This is a genomic window from Micromonospora sp. NPDC052213 (genome assembly GCF_040679695.1).
Classification (GTDB): domain Bacteria; phylum Actinomycetota; class Actinomycetes; order Mycobacteriales; family Micromonosporaceae; genus Micromonospora.
In genome coordinates this window covers 1-21,067 of record NZ_JBFAVI010000125.1, presented here as the reverse complement: position 1 = coordinate 21,067, position 21,067 = coordinate 1, and the positions used below count along the sequence as shown (strand labels likewise).

Here is a 21,067-nt window from a genome sequence, read left to right as displayed (position 1 = left end):
CCGGCGGCCGGCCCACTCTCGGCTACGACGCGGCCCGATTCCGGCCCGCTCCGGAGCAGGCTGCCAGCTACGCCGACAGCGCCGGCGAGTACGGTCTTCCACCGCTGGCCGAGTACGTCGACGCGATGACCTCGCCGGTACGCAGCGCCGAGATGCCGGCGATGCTGATCGCGGTGGAAGCGTTCGACCCGTGCGAGATTCCGCTGGCGCCGGACGACCCTCGGGTACTCGAACTCGTCGCGTCGACCGGGAGTCGGCGCGGCGGGGTGAAGATATTCCGATCTGGTGGCGGGCTGACGGTCGAGTTCGACCAGACCGGGCAGGTAGCGCGGGCCCGAGCGACCCGGGAGGTCTCCCACGACGAGGCCATGGCCGGGCTCGCGAACATCGGCTTGCGGACGACCACTGCGGATGAGTGGGAGTGGGCGTGTGGAGCCGGCGCGACAACCCTGTTCCGCTGGGGCGATGACTGCCCCGACGACGGCTACCCGTACGACCACAGGACCGGCGCGCACCGCGAGGCGAACCTGTGGGGGTTGGCGATCGGGCAGGATCCCTACAAGCATGAGGCGACCACCGAGCGGACCATCGTGTGCGGAGGCGACGGCGGCGGCGCCACGTGTGGCGGCAGCGGCTTCTTCCTGGGCTGGCTCACGCTCGCGACTGCCTACCGCGACAAGGATTTCGGCCAGTGGCTCGCCTCCGACGACCGGCACGCCCACGAGATCCTGACCCGGCCCGTCATCAGCCTGAGCTGAGGAGCTCACCAGCGGGTCCTCAGGGACGAGCCGACCTCGCGGCTGGCTGCTGCCGAGGACCACGACCTCGCAGCCCGCAGTCCGTCACGTGCGCCTGGTCCGCCACGCGTTCAGCCGATGGCCTTGGCATCGCCTTCCAGAACGTCGACCAGCCGCTGCTTGACCTCCTGGCGGTGGGTGATCTGCTGCCGAGGGCCGTCTGGTCGGACCGGTATGCCGCAGTCGACGAAGACGTAGAGCGCCCGCAGTGTGCGCAGCGCGTTGGAAACGTACGTGGGTGTGGTCGAGGCGGACACGGCACGGAAGTCGGCGGTGATCGGGTCGAGCCACCTCGTTGACGCTGCGGCGGTGAGCTCCGGGCGGGTCAGTGCCAGGGCGACGGCGCGGGCGAGGCGGTCGTCCTCACGCTCGGCCCAGAGGTGGTCGGTGCGGGCGAGCAGCCGGGCGCCCGCCAGGTCGAGCATGGCGGCGGGATCGACGTCACGGTGGCGGCCGAAGGTGCCGAGCAGGTCGGCGCCGTGCGCCACCGCGTGCAGCCAGCCCAGCCGCGGGTGGTATCCCCGCAGGTCCGTCTCTGCCGGATACCAGCGGCTGAAGGCGTCGAGCCAGCGCGGACGGAAGTCTCCCCGACTGACGATCATGTCCAGGACCAGGGGCGCGAAGGTGCGGGCCTCGGTGCGCGGGTCGGTGAACCGATCGGCCATCTCGTCGCCGAGTTGCTCACGGCGGTCACCGGCGATGACGTCGCGTTCGATCCAGGTGCGCAGCACGACGTACGGATGGCCGTCCCGAATGTTCGGGTCCGGATCGCGTAGGCACTGCGCCAGTTCCGCGGTCAGTTCGTTCAGCTCACGCCCTGGTGGAACGCGGCAGTCGTCGTCGAAAATCTTGATCCAGTTGGTCACGGGCGGCAAGCTACCGTGCGCCAACCGAGTCTCACCAGCCGATAACGGCGCCGGCTGATCGACACGGTCGGGATTGCCACCGCCCAGGCCGCGCATGCCCAGCCTGCTGCGTCCACCCGGACGGCCCCGCCGCACGATGCTGACCCCATCGCCGAGGAACGCTGTAGGCGGATCTGGCGCCGCGATCCTCGAGAGCGTCCCTCAACCGGCCGTAGGAGTTCCTGCGGCGCCGAACCACTTGGCCAGCGTGACCTCGAGCGTCTGCTGATCCTCGCCGACCCACGCGACGTGCCCGTCCGGCCGGAGCAGTACCGCCGGTACGTCCAACTCCTCGCTGACGTCGGCGACGTGGTCGACCCGGTCGGCCCAGCCGGCCACCGAAAGCCGCCCCGTCTGGTCGAGCAGCAGCCCCCTGCCGGTGCGCAACAGCTCGAACAGGCGCCCATGCTTCAGCTGGACGTCACGCAGCCGCCGCCCGAGCAGGGCATGGCCCTCACCGAAGTCGTACCGGATGCTGATCGCCGTGATCTTCTCGATCAGGAACCGGTTGACGTCGTTGAGGTCCATCAGCTGCGTCAACAACTGCCGAACGGCCTGCGGTCCGGGCTCGTTGGTCGTCAGGTGCATCTGTGCACGGGTGTTGTTCAGCACGTCGGCGGCCACCGGATGCCGCTCGGACTCGTAGCTGTCCAGCAGGTCGTCCGGCGCCCAGCCGTTGATGGCCGCCGCCAGCTTCCAGCCCAGGTTGAACGAGTCCTGGATCCCGAGATTGAGCCCCTGCCCACCCATCGGCGGGTGGACGTGTGCGGCGTCCCCGGCCAGAAACACCCGTCCGACCCGGTAGCGCTCGGCCTGGCGGGTCGCGTCGCCGAAGCGCGACAGCCAGCGGGGGGAGTGGACGCCGAAGTCGGTGCCGGCGTACCTGCGCAGTTGTTGCTTGAACTCCTCGAGCGTCGGCGGCACCGACCGGTCTTCGACCACGCCCTCCGCCGGCACGACCGCCCGGAACACGCCCGGTTTGCCCGACGGCCCGATCCCGAACCGCTTCTCGGTCTTGCGTACCTCGGTCATCACTGCGGTGATGTCGTCCGGGGAAGCCGTCACCTCCATCTCGCCCAGCAGCGTGTCGATTTTCGACGGCTCGCCGGGGAATCCGACCCCGAGCAGTTTCCGAACCGTGCTGCGCCCACCGTCGCAGCCGACGACAAACCGCGCCCGCAACGGCGTCGCAGTTCCATTTCCCAGGTGGACGGTCACACCGTCGTCGTCCTGCTCCAGCCCGACCACTGCACAGCCGCGCCGGATCTCAACTCCGACTTCGGCCGCGTGCTCGGCGAGCAGCCGGTCGGTGAGCGTCTGCGGAATGCCGAGTACGTATCCGTGCGCGGTGTCCAGCCCGCTGGGAGCGGGCTTTTCGATGCCCGCGAAGAATCCCCGGATCTCGCCGGGACGGATCGGGTACTGCTTGCCGTTTTCGAGGAACCGCTCCAACAGCCCCCGCTGATCCATCACCTCGATACTGCGCACGTGCAGCCCGAGCGACCTCACGAACGGCGGCAGCTCGGCCTCCTTCTCCAGCACGAGCACGTTGACGCCGTGCAGACGCAATTCGCTCGCCAGCATCATGCCGGTCGGGCCGCCGCCGGCGATGATCACATCAAACATGCGTTCCCCCATAATGTGCTGATTTCTTGCGCTCGGCCGACGATTGTGCGCCACGACCGGGGTCTTGCCGCAAGCCCGGGGGTGCGGTATATGTTAATAGTGGCAAGGAGTTCTCCTCCTTGCCTTTTTCACGCCAGCGCTCAGCCGAGCCCACAGTTCGACGGCTGGCTCGGGTGGAGGATGTCGACATGACCACGACCGTGTCTCGTCCTGGCATCGGCCTACTGACTCTCGAACGCGGGCCCGGCGATCTCTCCATATGGAGCCTCCAACAGCCGGTCACGAGCTCGGCCTACCGCCTTCCGATCGCGGTCAACATCCTGCTCAACGGCGTCGACGACCTCGACCACGTCGATCTGCCAATGATCGCCCACGTGCTCGACGACGTCGATCACTACCTGATGGCAGGGCTTCGCTTCGTGCACGCCACGATGCTGACCGATCCGGCCTGGTTCGGCTTGGCCGAGGATGAGCTCGATCCCTACCGGGAGGTCCTTGCCGAGGAGCTTCCGCTGGACAACCCACAGCTCAACTTCTACACCGACAGCGAATGGGTCCTGCACTTCCAGGAGGGACGCTTTGCTGTCTGCGACCCCTACGGCTTGGCGGTGATATTTGCTCAGCACCGGCCGATACGGCTCGAAGACCTGAGCGACGCCGAGGAAATCGACTGATTCGCAGAGCACCACTGTCGTATCGTGCCGGCATGCTCGACGAGCCGATTGACCCGGACGATCGCCCCGAGTGGCTGGTCGAGCAGGGGCGGGTGGACGAGGCGATCACGATTCTCGAAGCCCGGGCCAGCGGCGGGGGCCGGCTGGATGTGGAACGCCTGACCGACCTGCTGATGGAGGACGGCCGAGTCGAGGAGGCGGAGGCGCATTGGCGGGCGGCCATCGGGGCCGGTCTGCCTCGGGCGTACGGCGGCCTCGCGACCCTGCTGGCGGATGCGGGCCGGACCGACGAGGCAATCGCCGGGTGGCGGGCGGCGCGCGGCTATGCCGCACTGCACGAGCAGCCGTGCCACCAGTTGGCGAGTAGCCGCCGACAGAGCGCGACGACTCAGGCCGCTTGCCTCGCGGGTGCGTGAGGCTGTGACGGTGCTCCCCGCCCGCCGTGCTCGTCACGAGCATCGGCGTTACCCGGCGAGCATCTCGGCCGGGACGACCCCGACGGACGCGGCAGGCCCGCTGGCAGCACGGCGGGCCCGAACCAGAGACCAGACCCGAGTCATCATGACGCTCACATTGGCGATCGCAGCGACCGCTGTCCAGACGACCAGCGGCAGCGTGTAGTACGCCAACTGCACGAATGTGACGTCCCGTCCGCCCCCCACGACCTGACCGAGCAGGTCGGGCAGCATCACCAGCAACGCCAACGGCACCAGCCGTGGCACCAGCCGCATGACCGGCTGCCAGAACGGCCTGACGGCGAACCGGCGTGCCCACTCGCCGCTGCGGCGAAGGTTGCGTACGCCCAACGCCACGCTGAGCAACGTGAAGCCGGCGAGCACGAGGTCGATGATCAGCCTTAGGGCCGCAGGCGCCTGCGGGCTGCCGCCGGCCGCCAGCTCCGCGATGGCGTCCGCCAGCTGATCGGTGCCCTCGTTGCCCAGGCCGATGCCGCTGTTGCCCAGCACCGCGATGCCATGGCCAGACGGCAACAGCAGCTGGCTGGCGGTGAAGGTGAACCACACGCCGTTGTGGCGGACCCAGCCGTTGTCGTCGCGATCCCAGCCCAGGCCGTAGGTCGAACCCGAGCCGGACGGCGTGTGCATGGCGGTGATGCTCGATGCGGAAACCACGCGCGCACCGCTGGCCGCAACGCCGCCGCTGTTCTGCATGATCAGCCACTGGGCCATGTCCGCTGCGGTGGCGATCACCCCGTCAGAGCCCGCCACGAACCGCTTCGGCTCGGTCGCCGGGACCGTCGCCCCGAACGCATACACGTAACCCTCACGCACCTGCTCCGGCAGATCGCCCGGGGTCTGATCAATGCTGACGGTGGACCGCATTCCCACCGGCTCGAACACCCGATCACGCAGGTAGTCCGCGAACGGCTCCCCGGAGACCACCTCGACCAGCCGCGCCGCGAGGTGATAGTTCGTGTTCGTGTACGCGTACCTGGTGCCGGGATCGGCCGCCAGGGTGGCCGCGCGCGCCCGCTGCTGCGCGGCCGCGAGCGAGTCCGGCTGCCGCAGGCTCTTCTCCCGCAGCGTGCGGTCGGTGATCCCGGAGGTCTGATTCAGCAACTTCCGCACCGTGACTCGTGCCCCGCGGGCGTCGTCGATCTGGAAGTCCGGTAGATACCGGCGAACGGGCGCGTCCAGCTCCACCTTCCCCGCCTCCACCAGCTGCATGACCGCCAGGGCCGTGAACGACTTGCTGACGGACGCGACCGGCATCGGTGTCGTCGCGGTCACCGCCGCGCCGGACGCGTCGTGACCATGACCGCCGACGTGCAGCACCCGATCTCCCCTGGTGATCGCCACGGCGATCCCCGGGTAGCCGGCCCTGCTAGCGAAGTCCTCCACGACCCGCTCCACCGCCCCGGCATCCACGGCGTCGTCGCCCGCATCGGCGGCCAGCGCGGGGCCGGAGCCCACAGAAACCGCCAAGCCCGTGGCCGCCGCCAGAGCGATCCCCCGCCACCAGCAGAAACTATCCGCCCGCACGGCGTACTCCGATCATCTCGATTGACGTCAGTCACGCTACGAATCCGCGCCCTGCCATCACAGGATCCGATCGACAGCAACCACCCCTGACTTTCGTCAGGGGCCGGGTCCGCGCCGGACGCCAACCGGGCCGTCGGCGCGGACGCTCCCACCGCCCTCATTCGTTGTGCAAAAACCGCGCGATCGCGAGGACCGAGTCAGCGATTCCGAACAGCATCTGCGCGGAAAGCGATACGAGTCAGTCCGCAGTGGATGATCCGACGCCGGGGATCGGTCGGGGATGAGGTGTGGTGGCCGGCTTCAGCCGCCGGGAGGCGGTCGTGGTCGTGGCCTCTCCGAAAATGGGTGGCATGAGCACGGGAAAGCGGGCAGGCTCGCGCCCGTGACGAGCAGCGACCTGTGGGACGAGGACACCGCGGAGCGGTACGACGACAGCTCGGCCGAGATGTTCGCCCCCCAGGTGCTCGACCCCGCCGTGGACTTCCTCGCCCGGCTGGCGGGCTCCGGCCCCGCGCTCGAGTTCGCGATCGGTACGGGTCGGGTGGCGATCCCGCTCGCCGCCCGAGGCATCTCGGTGACCGGGATCGAGCTGTCGCAGCCGATGGCCGACCAGCTGCGGCGCAAGGTGCCCGCGGAGGAATTGCCGGTCGTCGTCGGTGACATGGCCACGACGACCGTCCCCGGCCAGTTCTCGCTCGTGTACGTGGTGTGGAACAGCATCGGCAACCTGCGTACCCAGGACGAGCAGGTGCAGTGCTTCCGCAACGCAGCCCGGCACCTGTCGCCGGGTGGTCGCTTCGTCATCGAACTGTGGGTGCCAGGCATCCGGCGGTTCCCGCCAGGGCAGGCGGCGGTGCCGTTCGAGGTGACCGACCGGCACGTCGGCTTCGACACCTACGACATGGTCACGCAGCAGGGGACCTCTCACCACTACTGGCGGCTGGACGACGGGAGCACGCGCTACGGCTACAGCAACTTCCGCTACATCTGGCCTGCCGAGTGCGACCTCATGGCGCGGCTGGCCGGCTTGACGCTGGAGCAGCGGGTGGCGGACTGGAACGGCGCTCCCTTCACGTCCGACAGCGAGAGCCACGTGTCGGTCTGGCGCAAGCCACTCCACGGCGCTGCGGAGGGCTAGGGTGCCGATCATGAGCTCCGTGGATCGTCCGGGGAGCGCCGACACCCAACCGGATGCCATAGTGCCCAGGAGCTGCCGTACGTCGGCGACGGAGCGGAGACCAATGCCGACATGTGGGCGACCGCGGATGAGACCCGCGAGGAGATCGTCGGACTGTACCGTCGCGCGATCGCCCACGCCGACACCACCATTGCAGCCGTTGCGCTGGATGAGGTCGGCCGCGTGCCGTGGTGGGGCGATGCAGCGGTCACGTTGCACCGCGTCCTGGTCCACGTCATCGCGGAAACACAACGGCACGCCGGCCACGCTGACATCGTGCGCGAACTCATCGACGGCGCGGCCGGGCTGCTACCCAGGAACGACAACCTGCCCCCCCGCCGACGAGTCATGGTGGCTGGACTACCGCCAGCGAGTGGAGCAGGCTGCCCTCGACGCCAGCAAACGCAGCAACTAGGCCAGGATGGGTGGCGTACCGGTCCTCCGTGACCGGCGCTGTCGGCCCTGGTTCCGGTCCGACCTGCCCGACCTGCCCGACCTGCCGGCAGGCACCAGGTGGGGTGTCGGCGGCCGGGCCTCGCCTACCGGCCGGTGGCTACCCCCAGTTCCGGGCAGCGAGGGCGTAGGGGCCGAACCTGCCCCAGGCGACCAACACCGCCAACGCGAGCACCACCAGGTTGCCGATGCTGTGGGGGTATTCTCCCCGGCCGATGTGCACGATCCCGCCGCCGAGCATGACAACGGCGAGACCGGCGGCGGCGATCGGAGTGAGCACAGGCGCGATCAAGGTGAGGGCGGGAAGGACCAGCCCGACCGCGCCGAGCACCTCCAGGACGCCGATCACCTTCACCATTCCGGAAGAGAAGTCGACCACCCACGGCATCAACGGGACGAGCGAGTCTTTGGCCATGACGACCTTCATGCCGCCCGCCCCGGCGAACAGGACGGCGAGGAGGCCCTGGGCGACCCAGAGAACGATCTTCAACGTAACTCTCCACAAAACGAAGGGAACCCTGCGGTTAAGCGGTGCGCCAACCGTACCAGAAGCGCAGGGCACCCTTCACTTCGTAGGATTGGGTCATGAGATCTGGTAAGGGGCTGCGGAGGGACGCCGAACTCAACCGGGGACGCGTCGTGGCGGCAGCCCGTGCGGTGTTCGGCGAGCGTGGGCTGGAGGCACCGCTCGAGGACGTGGCCCGGCGGGCCGAGGTCAACATCGCCACCCTCTACCGGCACTTCCCGAAGCGGGAGTCACTGATCGAGGCGGTACTGACCGATCGGCTGAACGGGCTGGCCGACCTCGCCGAGCAGGCCGTTCGGGCACCCGACCCCGGGGCCGCCTTCCGCGACTTCGTCGAGCGGGTGTGTGCGATGCAGGCCGCCGACCGAGCGGTGACCGAAGGCTTCACCGCCTGTTTCCCCAACTCGCCCGGCATGGAGGAGCCCCGGTCCCGGGCGCTGGGCGCACTGGATGTCCTGATCCGGCGCGCCCAGCAGGAGGGCCAGCTGCGCTCCGACGTGACGGGCGCCGACGTCATGCTGTTCCTGATGGCCAACGCCGGCGTGCTGCGCTCCACCCGGCAGTCGGCGCCGGGGGCGTGGCGGCGCCTGGTGGCGCTACTGCTCGACGCCTGCCATCCGGAGGGCTTCGCATCCGCACTGCCCCCCGTCCCCACTTCCGAGGAACTGCACGACGCCATGGTCGCCACCCGCCCCGGCCGCTGACCAGCGAACGGTCGGTCAGAGGTCGGCCACGCCCGTGGCGTCCACCAGCTGACCGGTGATCCAGCGGGAACCGTCGGAAGCGAGGAAGGCGACCACGTCGGCGATGCCCGCCGGCTGACCGACCCGCCCCAGCGCCGCCCGGCCGGCCGCGTACGCCTCGGCCTCAGGGTTTCCGCGCAGCCAGCCGGCGTTGGCATCAGTGTCCACGAACCCCGAAGCGGCGGCGTTCACTGTGATCCCGCGCGAGCGCACGGCGCCGGTGGACCGGCGGGTCGCCGGGAGCCTGCCTCAGGCGCGGGTGATGCGGACCGCGTCGGCGACGACGTAGCCCGTGCCGCTGGTCCACCGGCTCACGCCGACCTTGTCGCCGTCGCCGGCGGCCAGCGTGAACACGCCGAGCGACACCCACCGGCCGCCGTTGAGGCGCTGGTTGACCCGTACCGACTGGTTGCCGCCGGTGGTCGCCACGATGTACGGGGTCGAGTCGTTGTAGCCGGAGGAGGCGGGGTACCAGACCGATACCTCGTACGCGCCGGTCTCGGGGAGGTTCGCCTTGTACCAGGCCACGTCGCTGGCGGAGACCGGGTCGGCGAACCGGTAGTCGGGACCGATCCGCTGGCTGGAATAGGTCGAGGTCCCCCAGTTCGCGCTCGCCGTGAACCGGCCCGTGGTGGTGTTGTCGACCGTGACGCTGAACTCCTGCGGCGGCGTGGTCCCGGCCGAGACGTCGAGGTAGTCGCGGTCGATGTAGATCCGCACCCCGCCCCAGGTCTCGTAGCTGTCCCCGGTGTACTGGTGGATCCGCTGCCGGTTGGCGTAGTGCCCGTCCGGGCAGTAGCTGCCGGCGTCGGTGTCCGCCACGCCGTTCCACCAGGCGAAGAAGAGGTGGTCGACGCGGGTGTACCGGGGGTCGTCGTAGGCGGCGCAGAGGTCTCGGACACCGGAGGAGCCGCTGGAGTACATGCCCGAGAGGTAGCCGAGCGCGTGGAGCCGTTCGGTCCAGCCGGACAGGTACGAGAGCACCGCCGCCTTGCACGACTCGCTCGACGGGTAGTGCTCGATGTCGTTGTAGATCACGCTTCCGGCGGGGATGCCCAGCGCGCTGGCCGCGTTCACCGCGCTGGCCGCCCGGGTGGCGCCCTGCGACCGGGCCGTGGCCGGGTCGTACGACATCTTCGGCGTGCGGGTGCCGCACGGGGCCTGGTAGTCCAGCTCGATGGGGATCAGGTGCCAGCCCTTGTTGGTCTGGTTGGTCACCCAGGTCGCCGTCAGGTTGGCCTGGGTGCAGGACCGGCTGGCGCCGCTGATGTAGATGCCGACCGCACGGTACGGCGAGCTGTTGCGCCACGCGTCCATGGTCGACTGGGCCGGGGCGGTGCACGTGTCGAAGCCCTTGCCGGTGTAGGTGCCCGGCTGGGGACCGGCCGCCGCCAGCGGCGCCACCGAGGTCGGCCGGGTAGCCGTGCGCGCGGGGTCGAGGGGCGCCGGCGTGGCGCCCCGACCGAGGCTGGCGGAGGCCAGGATGCGGCGGACCGTCGCCTCGGTGTCCGGCGTGTGGGCGGCCGTGACGAGGACGCCGGCGTCGCGTACCGCGACCTGGATGGTGCCGTCGCGCGACAGGGGGGCGTCCACGCTCGCCCGGCCGCTCGTCGTGACGGCGGTGTCCGCCGTGAGGCGGTCGGCGGTGACGGCGTCGATCGGTTCGATGACGAGTCCCGCCGTGCGCCCGACCAGACCGGAGGGGCACCAGGGCTCGTCGCCGGGGTGGCCCAGGTAGACGGTGGGCCGGTCGAACCGGACGCAGGCGTGGGGGTCCTCGGCCAGGTCGACGACCTGCCAGCCGGCGGGTACCGCCACCTGGTAGCCGCGGTAGCTGACGGTCCGGTTCTCGGTGGGGGCCGCCCAGGTCGGGGTCACCGCCCCCACCGAACCGACGACGGCGACCGTGAGGCTCGCCATGATCCTTCTTATCGTCATCGAAGCCTCACTGTGAGGAAGAATTTTGCCGGCAGGTGAACGGCCTTGCAAAATTTCTACCAGTCGCGGGCGGGTATAGCCAGAGACAAATCTCGATGATCGACCTTCACCGTGGCGGCGAGAGGACACGCCACAGCGCCAGCGTCGCCGCGAGCGACGCGCCACCGGCCAGCGCCATCACCGCGCCGGGAAGGAGCACGTCGCTCAGGGCGCCGCCGGCCGCGGCGGCCAGGCCCTGGGCCGCCATCAGGCCGGCGCCGAGCAGCCCGAAGGCCTGACCGCGACGGGCCTCCGGAACGGCGTCGAGGAACCGCTGGGCCAGACCGAGCTGGTAGGCGAAGCCCGCGGTGGCCACCGCGAAGAGGGCCGCCGCCGGCCACAGGCCCGGCCGGGCCACGAAGACCAGCATGGGTACGCCGAGCAGCAGCGAGAGCCAGGGTGTCCACGCCTCCCGGCGGGCGGGGGCGACGAACCGCCCGACCAGCAGGTTCCCGACGAGCATCCCGGACGCGGCGGCCATCAACAGCACGCCCGCGCTGGCGTCCGGCCCGAGACCGGCGGCGTACGGCACGGCGACGCCCTCCGCCCCGACCAGCAGCGAGCCGGGCAGCCACTGGGCCAGCAGCAGCCCGCGGATCCGCCGGTCGGCGAGCAGCGCCCGGTTGACCCGCCAGGTCTCCCGGACCGCCCCGGAACCGTCCCGTCCCGCCCGGGGCGGTCGCGCCGCGAGCCCGGCGCGGACGAGCAGGGCCGAGACGGCACATGTCGCGGCGGCCACCCACAGCGCGCCGTACGGGCCGATCCAGCCGAGCAGGAGCCCGCCGAGGGCGAACCCGGCCACCTGGGTGCCGCCCGCCGCGACGGTGAGCAGGGACCGCCCGAGCACGTACGTGTCGCCCGGCAGCACCTCCGGCAGCAGCGCCGAGCGCGCGGCGCTGCCGACCGGGGCCAGCAGGCCGACGGCCGCGGCCAGGACCAGCATGCCTGCCGGGGAGAGCGCGCCGAGGGCGAGGACCACCACCAGGGCGAGCCGGAGCAGGTCGTACCCGACGATCGCCGCGCGCGGCGGCCACCGGTCGGCGAGCGCGAGCATGAACAGCCCACCCAGCGCGTGGGGCAGGAACCCGGTCACGTACGCCAGGGCGGCGAGCAGCCCCGAGCCGGTGCGCTCGTAGACGAGCACGGACAGGGCGAGCATCTTCACCGTCTCGCCGACCATGAACACGCCGAAGCTGCCGAGGAGCACCCGGAACTCGGCGACGGCGAAGGCGTCGCGGTAGGCGGCGGGTCGCCCGGCGCCGGTTCTGGCGGAGGTGGTGGTCACCCGGGCATCGTGCGGGCCATTCCGGTGGCCGGCCTATCCTTTCGCTGTCGGACGAAAGGTGCGGTGTGCGGATCGAGGTGACCCTGGCCGACGTGGCGGCGAGCCGCTACGCCATCTCCCCGTTGGGCGAGGCGGTGGCGGCGCTGCGGCTCTGCGCCGGGCAGAACCCCGCCTCCGTGCTGGCGCCGTGGGTGGCCCGGGCGCGACCGGGGTACCAGCGGCTGCGGCGGGAGTTGCCGGCGGTGGGCGCGCTGCTGGCGTTGCTGCGCCGCGGCGGCTACAACGCGGACTTCATCCAGCCGCCACCGGACGGCACCGGGCGGGACTTCGCCGACGAACTGGCCGTGGTGCGGGCGACCCCGCTCGCGCAGGCCCGCGGCGAACTGGCCCGCAACCTCGCCGGTCCACGCGGCACCCCACCGGCGTACGCTCGCCGGATCTACGACTCGCCCCACGTGGTGGACCTGCTCGCCGACGCGATCGAGGCTGCCTGGGCGACCCTGGTCGAGCCGGACTGGCCCCGCCTGCGTGCGGTCCTCGAACGGGACCTGCTGCACCGGGCCGGCCGGCTCCTCGCGTACGGCTGGGGGGCTGCCGTCGCCGACCTGGACCCGCGGCTGCGGTGGGCGCCCGGCGGGGCCGTCGGGGCGATCGAGGTCGCCGACGGCGACCCGGGCGTCCGCCGACTCGACGGCCGGGGCCTGCTCTTCGTCCCCACGGTCTTCGGCACCATGATCACCTACGTCGACCCGCCGTGGCCGTTCGCCGTCGTCTACCGAGCCTCCGGGGTGGCGGAACTGCTGGGGCCGCCCGACCCGGCCCGGCCGGCGGACGCGCTGGACCGGCTGGTCGGACAGGGGCGGGCGGCGGTGCTGCGGGCGCTGGCCGTGCCCGCCACCACCAGCCAGCTCGCCGCCCAGCTCGGGGCCAGCCTGGGCGGGGTGGGCGGCCATCTGGCGGTGCTGCGCGACGCCCGGCTGGTTGCCCGTGCCCGCACCGGCCGCACGGTGCTCTACCGGCGCACCCCGCTGGGTGAGGCGCTCGCGGGGCGGGGGTGAACACGGCCGGTCAGGCCCGCACCACGGTCACTCCGGCCTCGGTCAGGAGCGCCGCCTGCTCGTCGTCCGCGCCGGTGTCGGTGACCAGCGTGTCGATCTCGCCGACGGTGCAGATGCGCGCGAACGCGCGACGGCCCAGCTTCGAGCCGTCCGCCACCACGATCGCGCGGGCCGCGGTGGCCAGCATGGTGTGGTTGACGGCCGCCTCGCCGTCGTGGTGCGCGCTCGCCCCGTGCCGGTGGTCGATCGCGTCCACCCCGATCACCGCGACGTCCAACGCCACCCCGTCGAGCATCGTCGCGGCGATGGGACCGACCAGCTCGTACGAGTGGGGCCGGGCCGTCCCTCCCGTGAGGACCACCCGGATGTGCGGGCGGACGATGAGCTCGTTGGCGATGTTGAGCGCGTTGGTGACCACCGTCAGCGCCGGTGTGCGGCCGTCGGCGGCCAGGTCGGCGCGCAGCGCCAGGGCGCGGGCGACCTCGGTCGCGGTGGTGCCGCCGTTGATGCCGACGGTGGAGTGCGGGGCGATCATGGCGGCGGCGGCCTCGCCGATGCGCTGCTTCTCCGGTGCGTGCCGGCCCGCCTTGTAGCGCAGCGGCAGGTCGTAGGTGACGTTGCTCGCGGCGGCGCCGCCCCTGGTCCGCGTGACCAGCCGCTGGGCGGCGAGCTCGTCGAAGTCGCGGCGCACCGTCGCGCCGCTGACCCGCAGCGCTGCGGCGGTCGTCTCGATGTCCAGCTGGCCCTGCTCGGCCAGCATCTCGAGCAGCCTGTTCCACCGTTCGTAGCGGTTCATCGTCGCGCACTCCGGTCCCTGGACGCATCCGGCGGGTAACCCTATCGGCTCGCCCGCCGTGCCCGGCCCACCTTGACCGGTGCCGCCCGTCGCCGTAGCGTCCTGCAACAAGTTGCAAAATTACGGCACGTTTATTGCATGAGGTGGCAGTCGATGGCGTACATCACCGAGGAGATCACGTCGCAGCCGGAGTCGTGGTCGCGAGCCGAGAGCCTGGCCCGGTCGTCGGCCGTGACGGCGGCGCTGCCCGCACCCGGTGAGCGGGTCGCCGTCGTCGGGTGCGGCACGTCGCTGTTCATGGCGCAGTGCTTCGCCGCGCTGCGGGAGGCCGCCGGCGGCGAGACCGACGCCTTCGCGGCTTCGCAGTTCCCGCATCACCGCCGCTACGACCGGGTCGTCGCCCTGACCCGGTCCGGGACCACCAGCGAGGTGCTCCGCCTGCTCGCGGACCTCCCCGCCGGTCAGCGCTCCACCGTCGTCACCGCCGTCCCCGACGAGGCGGCCACGCGGCTGGCCGACCGGTCCGTGGTGCTGGACTTCGCCGACGAGCGGTCGGTCGTGCAGACCCGGTTCGCCACGACGGCGCTCGCGCTGTGGCGCTGCGCCGTCGGCGCCGGACTGGGCACCGCGGTCGACGACGCCCGCGCGGTCCTGGCCGCCCCCGTCGACCCGGCGCTGCTCGACCGCCGGCAGTTCACCTTCCTCGGCACCGGCTGGTCGGTCGGGCTGGCGCACGAGGCGGCCCTGAAGCTGCGCGAGGCCGCGCAGGCGTGGGCGGAGTCGTACCCCGCGATGGAGTACCGGCACGGCCCCATCAGCGTCGCCGACGCGCAGTCGGCGGTGTGGATCCTCGGGCCGGCGCCGGACGGCCTGCGGGAGGACGTGGCTGCCACCGGCGCCATGGTGGTCCAGTCCCCGGCGGACCCGATGGCGCAGCTGGTCGCCGCGCAGCGGCTCGCCGTCGCGGTCGCCGACCGCAAGGGCCTCGACCCGGACCGGCCGCGCCACCTCACCCGGTCCGTCGTGCTGCCGGCGACCGCGAGCCGACCGTGATCCTCGCGGTGTGTCCCAACCCGGCGATCGACGTCACCTACACGGTGCCCGATCTCGTTCCCGGCACCTCGCACCGGGTCACCACGACGAGGTGCCGGGCCGGGGGCAAGGGGGTGAACGTGGCGCGCGTGCTGTCCCTGCTCGGCGCCCGGACCCGACTGCTGGGCCTGGCCGGGGGCACGACCGGCGAGACCATCCGGGAGGAGCTGCGCGACGCCGGCATCCCGGCCGACCTCACCACCGTCGGCGGCGAGTCCCGGCGCACGGTCACCGTGGTGTCCCCGAAAGCGGCGACCGTCCTGAACGAACCGGGGCCCGTCGTCACGGCGGCCGAGTGGGGCGCCTTCACCGAACGCTTCGACGACGCCGTCGCGTCCGCGGCGGTGGTGGTGCTCTCGGGCAGCTGCCCGCCCGGCGTGCCGGTCACCGCGTACCGCGACCTCACCGTCGCGGCCCACTCGGCGGGGGCGGTCGTGCTGGTCGACGCGGCGGGGGCCACGCTGCACCACGCGCTCACCGCACGCCCCGACGTGGTCAAGCCCAACGCGGACGAGATCGCCGACATCGTCGGGGCCGCGCCCCGCACCCGGGCGGAGGCGGTCTCCGCCGCGTACCGGCTGGGCGACCTGGGAGCCGGGGCCTCGGTGGTCTCCCGCGGCGCCCAGGGCTTCGTCGCCGTCGCCGGCGGGACGGCGTACGAGGTGCGCGCGCCGGAGACCGTGCTCGGCAACCCCACCGGCGCGGGCGACGCCCTGGCCGCCGTCCTCGCCCAGGGGCTCGCCACCGGGCAGCCGTGGCCGCGGACCCTCGCCCGGGCCGCCGCGATCTCGGCCGCGGCCGTCGTCTCGCCGTACGCCGGGGACTTCGACGCCCCCACGGCGGACCGGCTGCTCACCCACGTCACCGTCGAGGAGGTCACCGATGCCGCTCGCCGCCACCGCTGAACTGGTCGCCGCCGCCCGCGCCGCCGGCACCGCCGTGCTGGCCTTCAACGTCATCACGCTCGAACACGCCCAGGCGATCGCCGCCGGCGCCGCCGCCGCCGACCGCCCGGCGATCCTCCAGATCAGCCAGAACGCGGTGCGCTACCACGCCGGCGTGCTGCCGATCGCCGCCGCGGCGGCCGAGGTCGCGCGCCTCTGCCCGGTTCCGCTCGGCCTGCACCTCGACCACGTGGAGGACGTCACGCTGCTGCGCCAGGCGGCGGACGCCGGATTCAGCTCGGTGATGTTCGACGCCGGCGCGCTGCCGTACGACCACAACGTCGCGGCCACCCGCGCCGCGGCGGACTGGGCCCGCGAGCAGGGCCTGTGGCTGGAGGCGGAGCTGGGTCACGTCGGCGGCAAGCCGGGAGCGCCGGCCAGCGCCCACCTCGCGGGAGTCCGCACCGACCCGGAGGAAGCGGCCCGCTACGTGGCGGAGACGGGCGTCGACGCCCTCGCCGTCGCCGTCGGCAGCTCGCACACGATGACCACCCGGACGGCGACGCTGGACCAGGAGCTGATCGTGGCACTGCGCGAGGCCGTGCCGGTGCCGCTGGTCCTGCACGGGTCGTCCGGCGTGCCCTTCGGGGAGCTGCGGGCCGGGGTCGGCAACGGCATCGTCAAGGTCAACGTCGGGACCGCCCTCAACGTGGCGTTCACCGGCGCGGTCCGGGCCGCGCTCGCGACGGACAGCTCGGTCGACCCCCGGCGCTACCTGAGCGCCGGCCGGGAGGCCATGACCGCCGCCGTCGCGGAGCTGCTCGCCGTGCTTCCGGAGCCGTCCGGGGCGCCCGCCCTCGGCTGAACCACCGGGCCGGCCGCCACGGCGGCCGGCCCCACCGCCGACGGGATCCGGCGCTCCACCGCCCGCCCTGCCCACCTCCGACGCCCCGGCGCCCCGGCGCTCCATCCGGCGGCGCCCTTCCCGGCAGCGGGCGACGGGCCGACGACACGCCGCCGCGGCCGTCGCCGGATCTTCCGGCATAGCGATGCCTCGATCAATTGTGCTATATATGTTTAAAGCCTTGGCCCCTCGTCGTGCCGTCGTCGCCCTTGTCGGCGGGCGCGGCCGGGCCCCAGTGGAGCCACCGCTCCGCGCGCACGCGCCGCGTTGCCAACGCCGAGACGACCAGCCGGGAGTGAGCCCATGCGCCAGCGTCACATCCTCTTCGCCAACGTCCAGGGTCACGGTCACGTCTACCCGTCGCTCGGCCTCGTCAGCGAGCTGGCCCGGCGGGGGCACCGCATCACGTACGTGACGACCCCGCTGTTCGCCGACGAGGTCAAGGCCGCCGGCGCCGAGGTCGCGCTGTACAAGTCCGAGTTCGACACCTTCCACGTGCCCGAGGTCGTCAAGCAGGAGGACGCCGAGACGCAACTGCACCTGGTGTACGTCCGGGAGAACGTGGCCATCCTGCGGGCCGCCGAGGAGGCGCTGGGGGACAACCCGCCCGACCTCGTCGTCTACGACGTGTTCCCGTTCATCGCCGGGCGGCTCCTGGCCACCCGGTGGAACCGGCCGGCCGTACGCCTCACCGGCGGCTTCGCCGCGAACGAGCACTACTCGCTGTTCAAGGAGCTGTGGAAGAGCAACGGCCAACGCCACCCGGCCGACGTGGAGGCCGTGCATTCGGTGCTGGTCGACCTGCTCGGGCAGTACGGCGTCGACACCCCGGTCAAGGAGTACTGGGACGAGATCGAGGGCCTCACCATCGTCTTCCTGCCGAAGTTGTTCCAGCCCTTCGCCGAGACCTTCGACGAGCGGTTCGCGTTCGTCGGGCCCACCCTCACCGGCCGGGACGGCCAGCCCGGCTGGCAGCCGCCGCGGCCGGACGCGCCGGTGCTGCTCGTCTCGCTCGGCAACCAGTTCAACGAGCACCCGGAGTTCTTCCGCGCCTGCGCGCAGGCCTTCGCCGACACCCCCTGGCACGTGGTCATGGCGATCGGCGGCTTCCTCGACCCGGCGGTGCTGGGCCCCCTGCCGCCCAACGTCGAGGCGCACCAGTGGATCCCGTTCCACTCCGTGCTCGCGCACGCGACGGCGTGCCTGACGCACGGCACCACCGGAGCCGTGCTGGAGGCCTTTGCCGCGGGCGTCCCCCTGGTGCTCGTGCCGCACTTCGCGACCGAGGCCGCCCCGTCCGCGGAGCGCGTCATCGAGTTGGGCCTGGGCTCCGTGCTGCGTCCGGACCAGCTCGAGCCGGCCAGCATCCGCGAGGCCGTGGAACGGCTCGCGGCCGACTCCGCCGTCCGGGAGCGCGTCCGCGAGATGCAGCGCGACATCCTCTCGGCCGGTGGGCCGGCCCGGGCGGCGGACGAGGTCGAGGCGTACCTGGAGCGGGTCGCGCCCTGACCGTCCACTTGACATATCGATTCCGAATTCGGTCTGTGCCGCCGTGGTCCTTGTTTCTACTTCAAAACTAGGTAGTATTTCGCCATGGGTCTTCGTGACGTCAGCGTGCTGCTGCTGTACCCGCCGAACCAGACCGCCCCCGGCACGGTGTGCAAGCCGAACGGATCGCTCGCGTACCCGAACCTGGGCGGAGCCCTGCGGGAGCACGGCGTGCACGTCCGCGTCTTCGACGCCTGCGTCGGCGAGGGCGCCGACCCGCTCGACGAGATCTTCGCCAACCCCACGCCGCTGCCCAGCGGTTTCCTCCGCACCGGCGTCAGCGACGAGCGGATCCTCGAGGTGGTGAAGGACCACGACATCGTCGGCATCACCTCGATCTTCACCGACCAGGAGACGATGGTTTTGCACTGCGCGCGGCTCATCCGGGCGGCCTACCCGGAGAAGCTCCTCGTCACCGGCGGGGTCAACGCGCGGTCGCGGCTGCCGCAGTTCCTCGGGGCGGGCTTCGACGTGGTCTGCCTGTCCGAGGCCGAGCACACGATCATCGACATCGTCGAGGCCGTACGACGGTCGGCGCACCCGAGCTTCGCCGACATCCACGGCGTCGCCTTCCTCGACGACGGCCGGATCCGGATGAACCCCGCGCGGGCGCAGGACGTCGTGTGGGACCTGGACACCCTGCCCATGCCGGCCTGGGACCTGCTGCCCAACGAGCGGTACTGGACGATCGCCCGGCCGCACTCCGGCCTCTTCGAGCCCGGCGCCGAGCTGCGCTACGCGACCATGATGACCTCGCTCGGCTGCCCGTTCCACTGCGCGTACTGCCACATCGCCGGCGAGCAGGAGGGCAGCCCCAGCGGCCCGATCGGCAAGTTCCGCGTCAAGTCGGACGACCGGGTGCTGGCGGAGATCGAGACGCTGAAGAACCTGGGCGTCGACAACGTGTTCATCGAGGACGACTCGCTCCTGGGCGACAAGCGGCGCGGCCTCCGGCTGCTCAAGAAGATCCAGGGCGCGGGCGTGACGATCTGCGACCTCAACGGCATCAACCTCATCCACCTGCTCAAGCGCTGGAAGCCCGACCACGAGGTCCTGGAGGCGATGGCCGACGCGGGCTTCACGCAGATCAACATGCCGTTCGAGTCGGGCAACCTGCGGATCATCCGCAAGTACGCGAGCAACAAGCTCAACATCGAGAAGGCCGACCTGCCCGGGCTGATCGTCGCCATGAAGGAGTACGGCTTCCAGATCTACGGCAACTACATGATGGGATACCCGGACGAGACGCTGGAGGAGATCGAGACGACCATCCAGCTCGCCAAGGAACACGTCTCCTACGGGCTGGACGCCGCGAACTTCTTCCTCGTCGTACCGCTGCCCGGCGCGCCGTTGTTCGACATGGCGATCGCGGGCGGCCACATCAGCCCCGACTTCGACCCGGACACGATGAACATCTACCGGGCCAACATGACGGGCACCCTGGTGCCGGCGGAGGTCCTGGAGGAGTTGCGCCACCGCGCCTGGGACGAGGTCAACTCTCCGACCTGGAAGAACGCCAAGAAGGCGTGGGCGGCGACGGTCAGCTGACCGCTCGCACCGTCCACTTCTCCTGAGCGCCGGCGGCGAAGTGGCTCAGCGCGATCCGGTTCGGCAGCCCCGGTCTTGGTGATCAGACTGGAGACGTGCCGCTCGACCGTACGGGGCGACAGGCGCTGGGCCGAGCTGACCACCGGCGGCTTCGCGCCGGAGACCTTCCCCCGGTGACCACTTCTACCTGGTACCGGAGCAGGAACGCCTGCTCGCCGCGGTGACCGCGCGGCTGCGCTGACGGTCCGCCCCGCCGGATCCCGGCCCGATCCACGACGCCCTCACCTCCGCCGGCGTACTCAGCGCAATCTCAGAGTCACGCTGCGGTCGTCACGCCCTCTAGCGTTGAGGGGACACCTTCCGGTGTGGAGTCTGGAGGATCCATGGCAACCGCTGCGAGCAACGCGTCACCCGGCCTGATGGCGTCACTCAACGGCAGGTTCCACCGCACGGCGCTCGCCCTGTACATGGCGGTCGTCGTCGCGCACTGGGCGGAGCACCTGGTGCAGGCGTACCAGATCTGGGTGCTCGGCTGGCCGCGGCCGGAGGCGCGCGGCGTGCTGGGGATGCCGTTCCCCTGGCTGGTCAGTTCCGAGTGGATGCACTACGGCTACGCCATCCTGATGCTGATCGGCCTGTTCATGCTGCGGTCCGGGTTCACCGGCCGCTCCCGGGCCTGGTGGATGGTGGCACTGGCCCTGCAGTTCTGGCACCACATCGAGCACGCGCTGCTGCTCGTGCAGGCCCACAGCACCTTCCGGCTGCCGGGCGCGGCCGAGCCGACCAGCCTGCTCCAGCTGATCGTGCCCCGGGTGGAGCTGCATCTGTTCTACAACTCGGTGGTCTTCCTCCCGATGCTGATCGCCATGTACCTGCACCTGCGCCCGAACGCCGCGGAACGGGCCGCCGCGACGTGCTCCTGCGTGCACCGGGCCGGTGCGCCGACGTGGCGCCAGCCCGTGGCCGCCACCGACTGACCCCGCCGTCATGTCGAGCACGAGACGGATCTACGCCGGCGCCGCCCTCACCGTTGCGGCGCTGGTGGCCGTCCTCGCCCTCGCCGGCAGGATCGAC

The 21,067-nt window shown here is 71.5% G+C and carries 21 protein-coding genes; 13 read left to right on the top strand and 8 right to left on the bottom strand.

Annotated features, from left to right (window positions below):
* Window positions 1-758 (top strand): hypothetical protein (locus tag AB0L34_RS24620; protein ID WP_363706929.1); only part of this gene is annotated, 758 nt, incomplete at its 5' end.
* A 110-nt stretch (window positions 759-868) separates the two neighbouring features.
* Here AB0L34_RS24620 and AB0L34_RS24615 read toward each other — a convergent pair.
* Both AB0L34_RS24615 and rox read right to left on the bottom strand, forming a co-directional pair.
* Window positions 869-1,759: a DUF2785 domain-containing protein gene (locus tag AB0L34_RS24615; RefSeq protein ID WP_363706927.1), complete on the bottom strand. Its 891-nt coding sequence runs from the start codon at window positions 1,757-1,759 to the stop codon at window positions 869-871.
* A 105-nt stretch (window positions 1,760-1,864) separates the two neighbouring features.
* Window positions 1,865-3,328, bottom strand: coding sequence for a rifampin monooxygenase (gene rox, locus AB0L34_RS24610; protein ID WP_363706926.1), 1,464 nt, complete (start codon window positions 3,326-3,328; stop codon window positions 1,865-1,867).
* Between the two features lie 188 nt (window positions 3,329-3,516).
* On the opposite strand from rox, the gene AB0L34_RS24605 reads away from it, so the two are divergent.
* Window positions 3,517-4,002, top strand: a complete 486-nt coding sequence (locus AB0L34_RS24605) for a hypothetical protein (RefSeq protein ID WP_363706924.1) — start codon at window positions 3,517-3,519, stop codon at window positions 4,000-4,002.
* Between the two features lie 32 nt (window positions 4,003-4,034).
* Window positions 4,035-4,418 carry a hypothetical protein gene (locus AB0L34_RS24600; RefSeq protein ID WP_363706922.1) on the top strand — a complete coding sequence of 128 codons (384 nt, stop codon included), beginning with the start codon at window positions 4,035-4,037 and terminating at the stop codon, window positions 4,416-4,418.
* 48 nt (window positions 4,419-4,466) lie between these two features.
* On the opposite strand, the gene AB0L34_RS24595 is transcribed toward AB0L34_RS24600, so the two are convergent.
* The gene (locus AB0L34_RS24595; RefSeq protein ID WP_363706931.1) at window positions 4,467-5,933 is read right to left on the bottom strand and encodes a serine hydrolase domain-containing protein; all 1,467 of its coding nucleotides are present in this window, start codon (window positions 5,931-5,933) and stop codon (window positions 4,467-4,469) included.
* 451 nt (window positions 5,934-6,384) lie between these two features.
* On the opposite strand from AB0L34_RS24595, the gene AB0L34_RS24590 reads away from it, so the two are divergent.
* On the top strand, window positions 6,385-7,140 hold the full coding sequence (locus AB0L34_RS24590; protein WP_363706920.1) for a class I SAM-dependent methyltransferase: 756 nt from the start codon (window positions 6,385-6,387) through the stop codon (window positions 7,138-7,140).
* Between the two features lie 111 nt (window positions 7,141-7,251).
* Window positions 7,252-7,626, top strand: a complete 375-nt coding sequence (locus AB0L34_RS24585; RefSeq protein ID WP_363706918.1) for a DUF664 domain-containing protein — start codon at window positions 7,252-7,254, stop codon at window positions 7,624-7,626.
* A 106-nt stretch (window positions 7,627-7,732) separates the two neighbouring features.
* Here the strand turns inward: AB0L34_RS24585 and AB0L34_RS24580 are convergent, their stop codons facing one another.
* Window positions 7,733-8,122, bottom strand: a complete 390-nt coding sequence (locus AB0L34_RS24580) for a DoxX family protein (protein WP_363706916.1) — start codon at window positions 8,120-8,122, stop codon at window positions 7,733-7,735.
* A gap of 95 nt (window positions 8,123-8,217) precedes the next feature.
* Between AB0L34_RS24580 and AB0L34_RS24575 the strand changes: the two genes are divergently transcribed.
* On the top strand, window positions 8,218-8,862 hold the full coding sequence (locus AB0L34_RS24575) for a helix-turn-helix domain-containing protein (RefSeq protein WP_363706914.1): 645 nt from the start codon (window positions 8,218-8,220) through the stop codon (window positions 8,860-8,862).
* Between the two features lie 15 nt (window positions 8,863-8,877).
* On the opposite strand, the gene AB0L34_RS24570 is transcribed toward AB0L34_RS24575, so the two are convergent.
* The 3 genes from AB0L34_RS24570 to AB0L34_RS24560 all read right to left on the bottom strand — a co-directional run bounded on the left by AB0L34_RS24570 (window position 8,878) and on the right by AB0L34_RS24560 (window position 12,163).
* Window positions 8,878-9,114 carry an SDR family oxidoreductase gene (locus AB0L34_RS24570; protein WP_363706912.1) on the bottom strand — a complete coding sequence of 79 codons (237 nt, stop codon included), beginning with the start codon at window positions 9,112-9,114 and terminating at the stop codon, window positions 8,878-8,880.
* A 36-nt stretch (window positions 9,115-9,150) separates the two neighbouring features.
* Window positions 9,151-10,821, bottom strand: a complete 1,671-nt coding sequence (locus AB0L34_RS24565; RefSeq protein ID WP_363706911.1) for a glycoside hydrolase domain-containing protein — start codon at window positions 10,819-10,821, stop codon at window positions 9,151-9,153.
* A gap of 124 nt (window positions 10,822-10,945) precedes the next feature.
* Window positions 10,946-12,163: an MFS transporter gene (locus tag AB0L34_RS24560; RefSeq protein WP_363706909.1), complete on the bottom strand. Its 1,218-nt coding sequence runs from the start codon at window positions 12,161-12,163 to the stop codon at window positions 10,946-10,948.
* Window positions 12,164-12,228: 65 nt separating this feature from the next.
* Here AB0L34_RS24560 and AB0L34_RS24555 point away from each other — a divergent pair, with 65 nt between their 5' ends.
* Entirely contained in the window at window positions 12,229-13,221 is a 993-nt protein-coding gene (locus tag AB0L34_RS24555) for a winged helix-turn-helix domain-containing protein (protein ID WP_363706907.1), read from the top strand.
* Window positions 13,222-13,231: 10 nt separating this feature from the next.
* On the opposite strand, the gene AB0L34_RS24550 is transcribed toward AB0L34_RS24555, so the two are convergent.
* Entirely contained in the window at window positions 13,232-14,017 is a 786-nt protein-coding gene (locus tag AB0L34_RS24550; RefSeq protein WP_363706906.1) for a DeoR/GlpR family DNA-binding transcription regulator, read from the bottom strand.
* Between the two features lie 153 nt (window positions 14,018-14,170).
* Between AB0L34_RS24550 and AB0L34_RS24545 the strand changes: the two genes are divergently transcribed.
* From AB0L34_RS24545 to AB0L34_RS24520, 6 genes are all read left to right on the top strand, one after another.
* The gene (locus AB0L34_RS24545) at window positions 14,171-15,070 is read left to right on the top strand and encodes a sugar isomerase (protein ID WP_363706904.1); all 900 of its coding nucleotides are present in this window, start codon (window positions 14,171-14,173) and stop codon (window positions 15,068-15,070) included.
* Complete coding sequence (locus AB0L34_RS24540; RefSeq protein WP_363706902.1) at window positions 15,067-16,014, top strand: hexose kinase; 948 nt, start codon at window positions 15,067-15,069, stop codon at window positions 16,012-16,014. The genes AB0L34_RS24545 and AB0L34_RS24540 overlap by 4 nt, the downstream gene beginning before the upstream one ends.
* Window positions 15,992-16,858 (top strand): class II fructose-bisphosphate aldolase, encoded by an 867-nt coding sequence (locus tag AB0L34_RS24535; RefSeq protein ID WP_363706900.1) that lies wholly within the window; start codon window positions 15,992-15,994, stop codon window positions 16,856-16,858. Before AB0L34_RS24540 ends, AB0L34_RS24535 begins: the two co-directional genes overlap by 23 nt.
* Before the next feature lie 342 nt (window positions 16,859-17,200).
* On the top strand, window positions 17,201-18,406 hold the full coding sequence (locus AB0L34_RS24530) for a macrolide family glycosyltransferase (RefSeq protein WP_363706898.1): 1,206 nt from the start codon (window positions 17,201-17,203) through the stop codon (window positions 18,404-18,406).
* Window positions 18,407-18,490: 84 nt separating this feature from the next.
* Complete coding sequence (locus AB0L34_RS24525; protein ID WP_357458771.1) at window positions 18,491-19,993, top strand: radical SAM protein; 1,503 nt, start codon at window positions 18,491-18,493, stop codon at window positions 19,991-19,993.
* A 383-nt stretch (window positions 19,994-20,376) separates the two neighbouring features.
* Window positions 20,377-20,970, top strand: a complete 594-nt coding sequence (locus AB0L34_RS24520) for a hypothetical protein (RefSeq protein ID WP_363706896.1) — start codon at window positions 20,377-20,379, stop codon at window positions 20,968-20,970.
* Window positions 20,971-21,067: the final 97 nt, after the last annotated feature.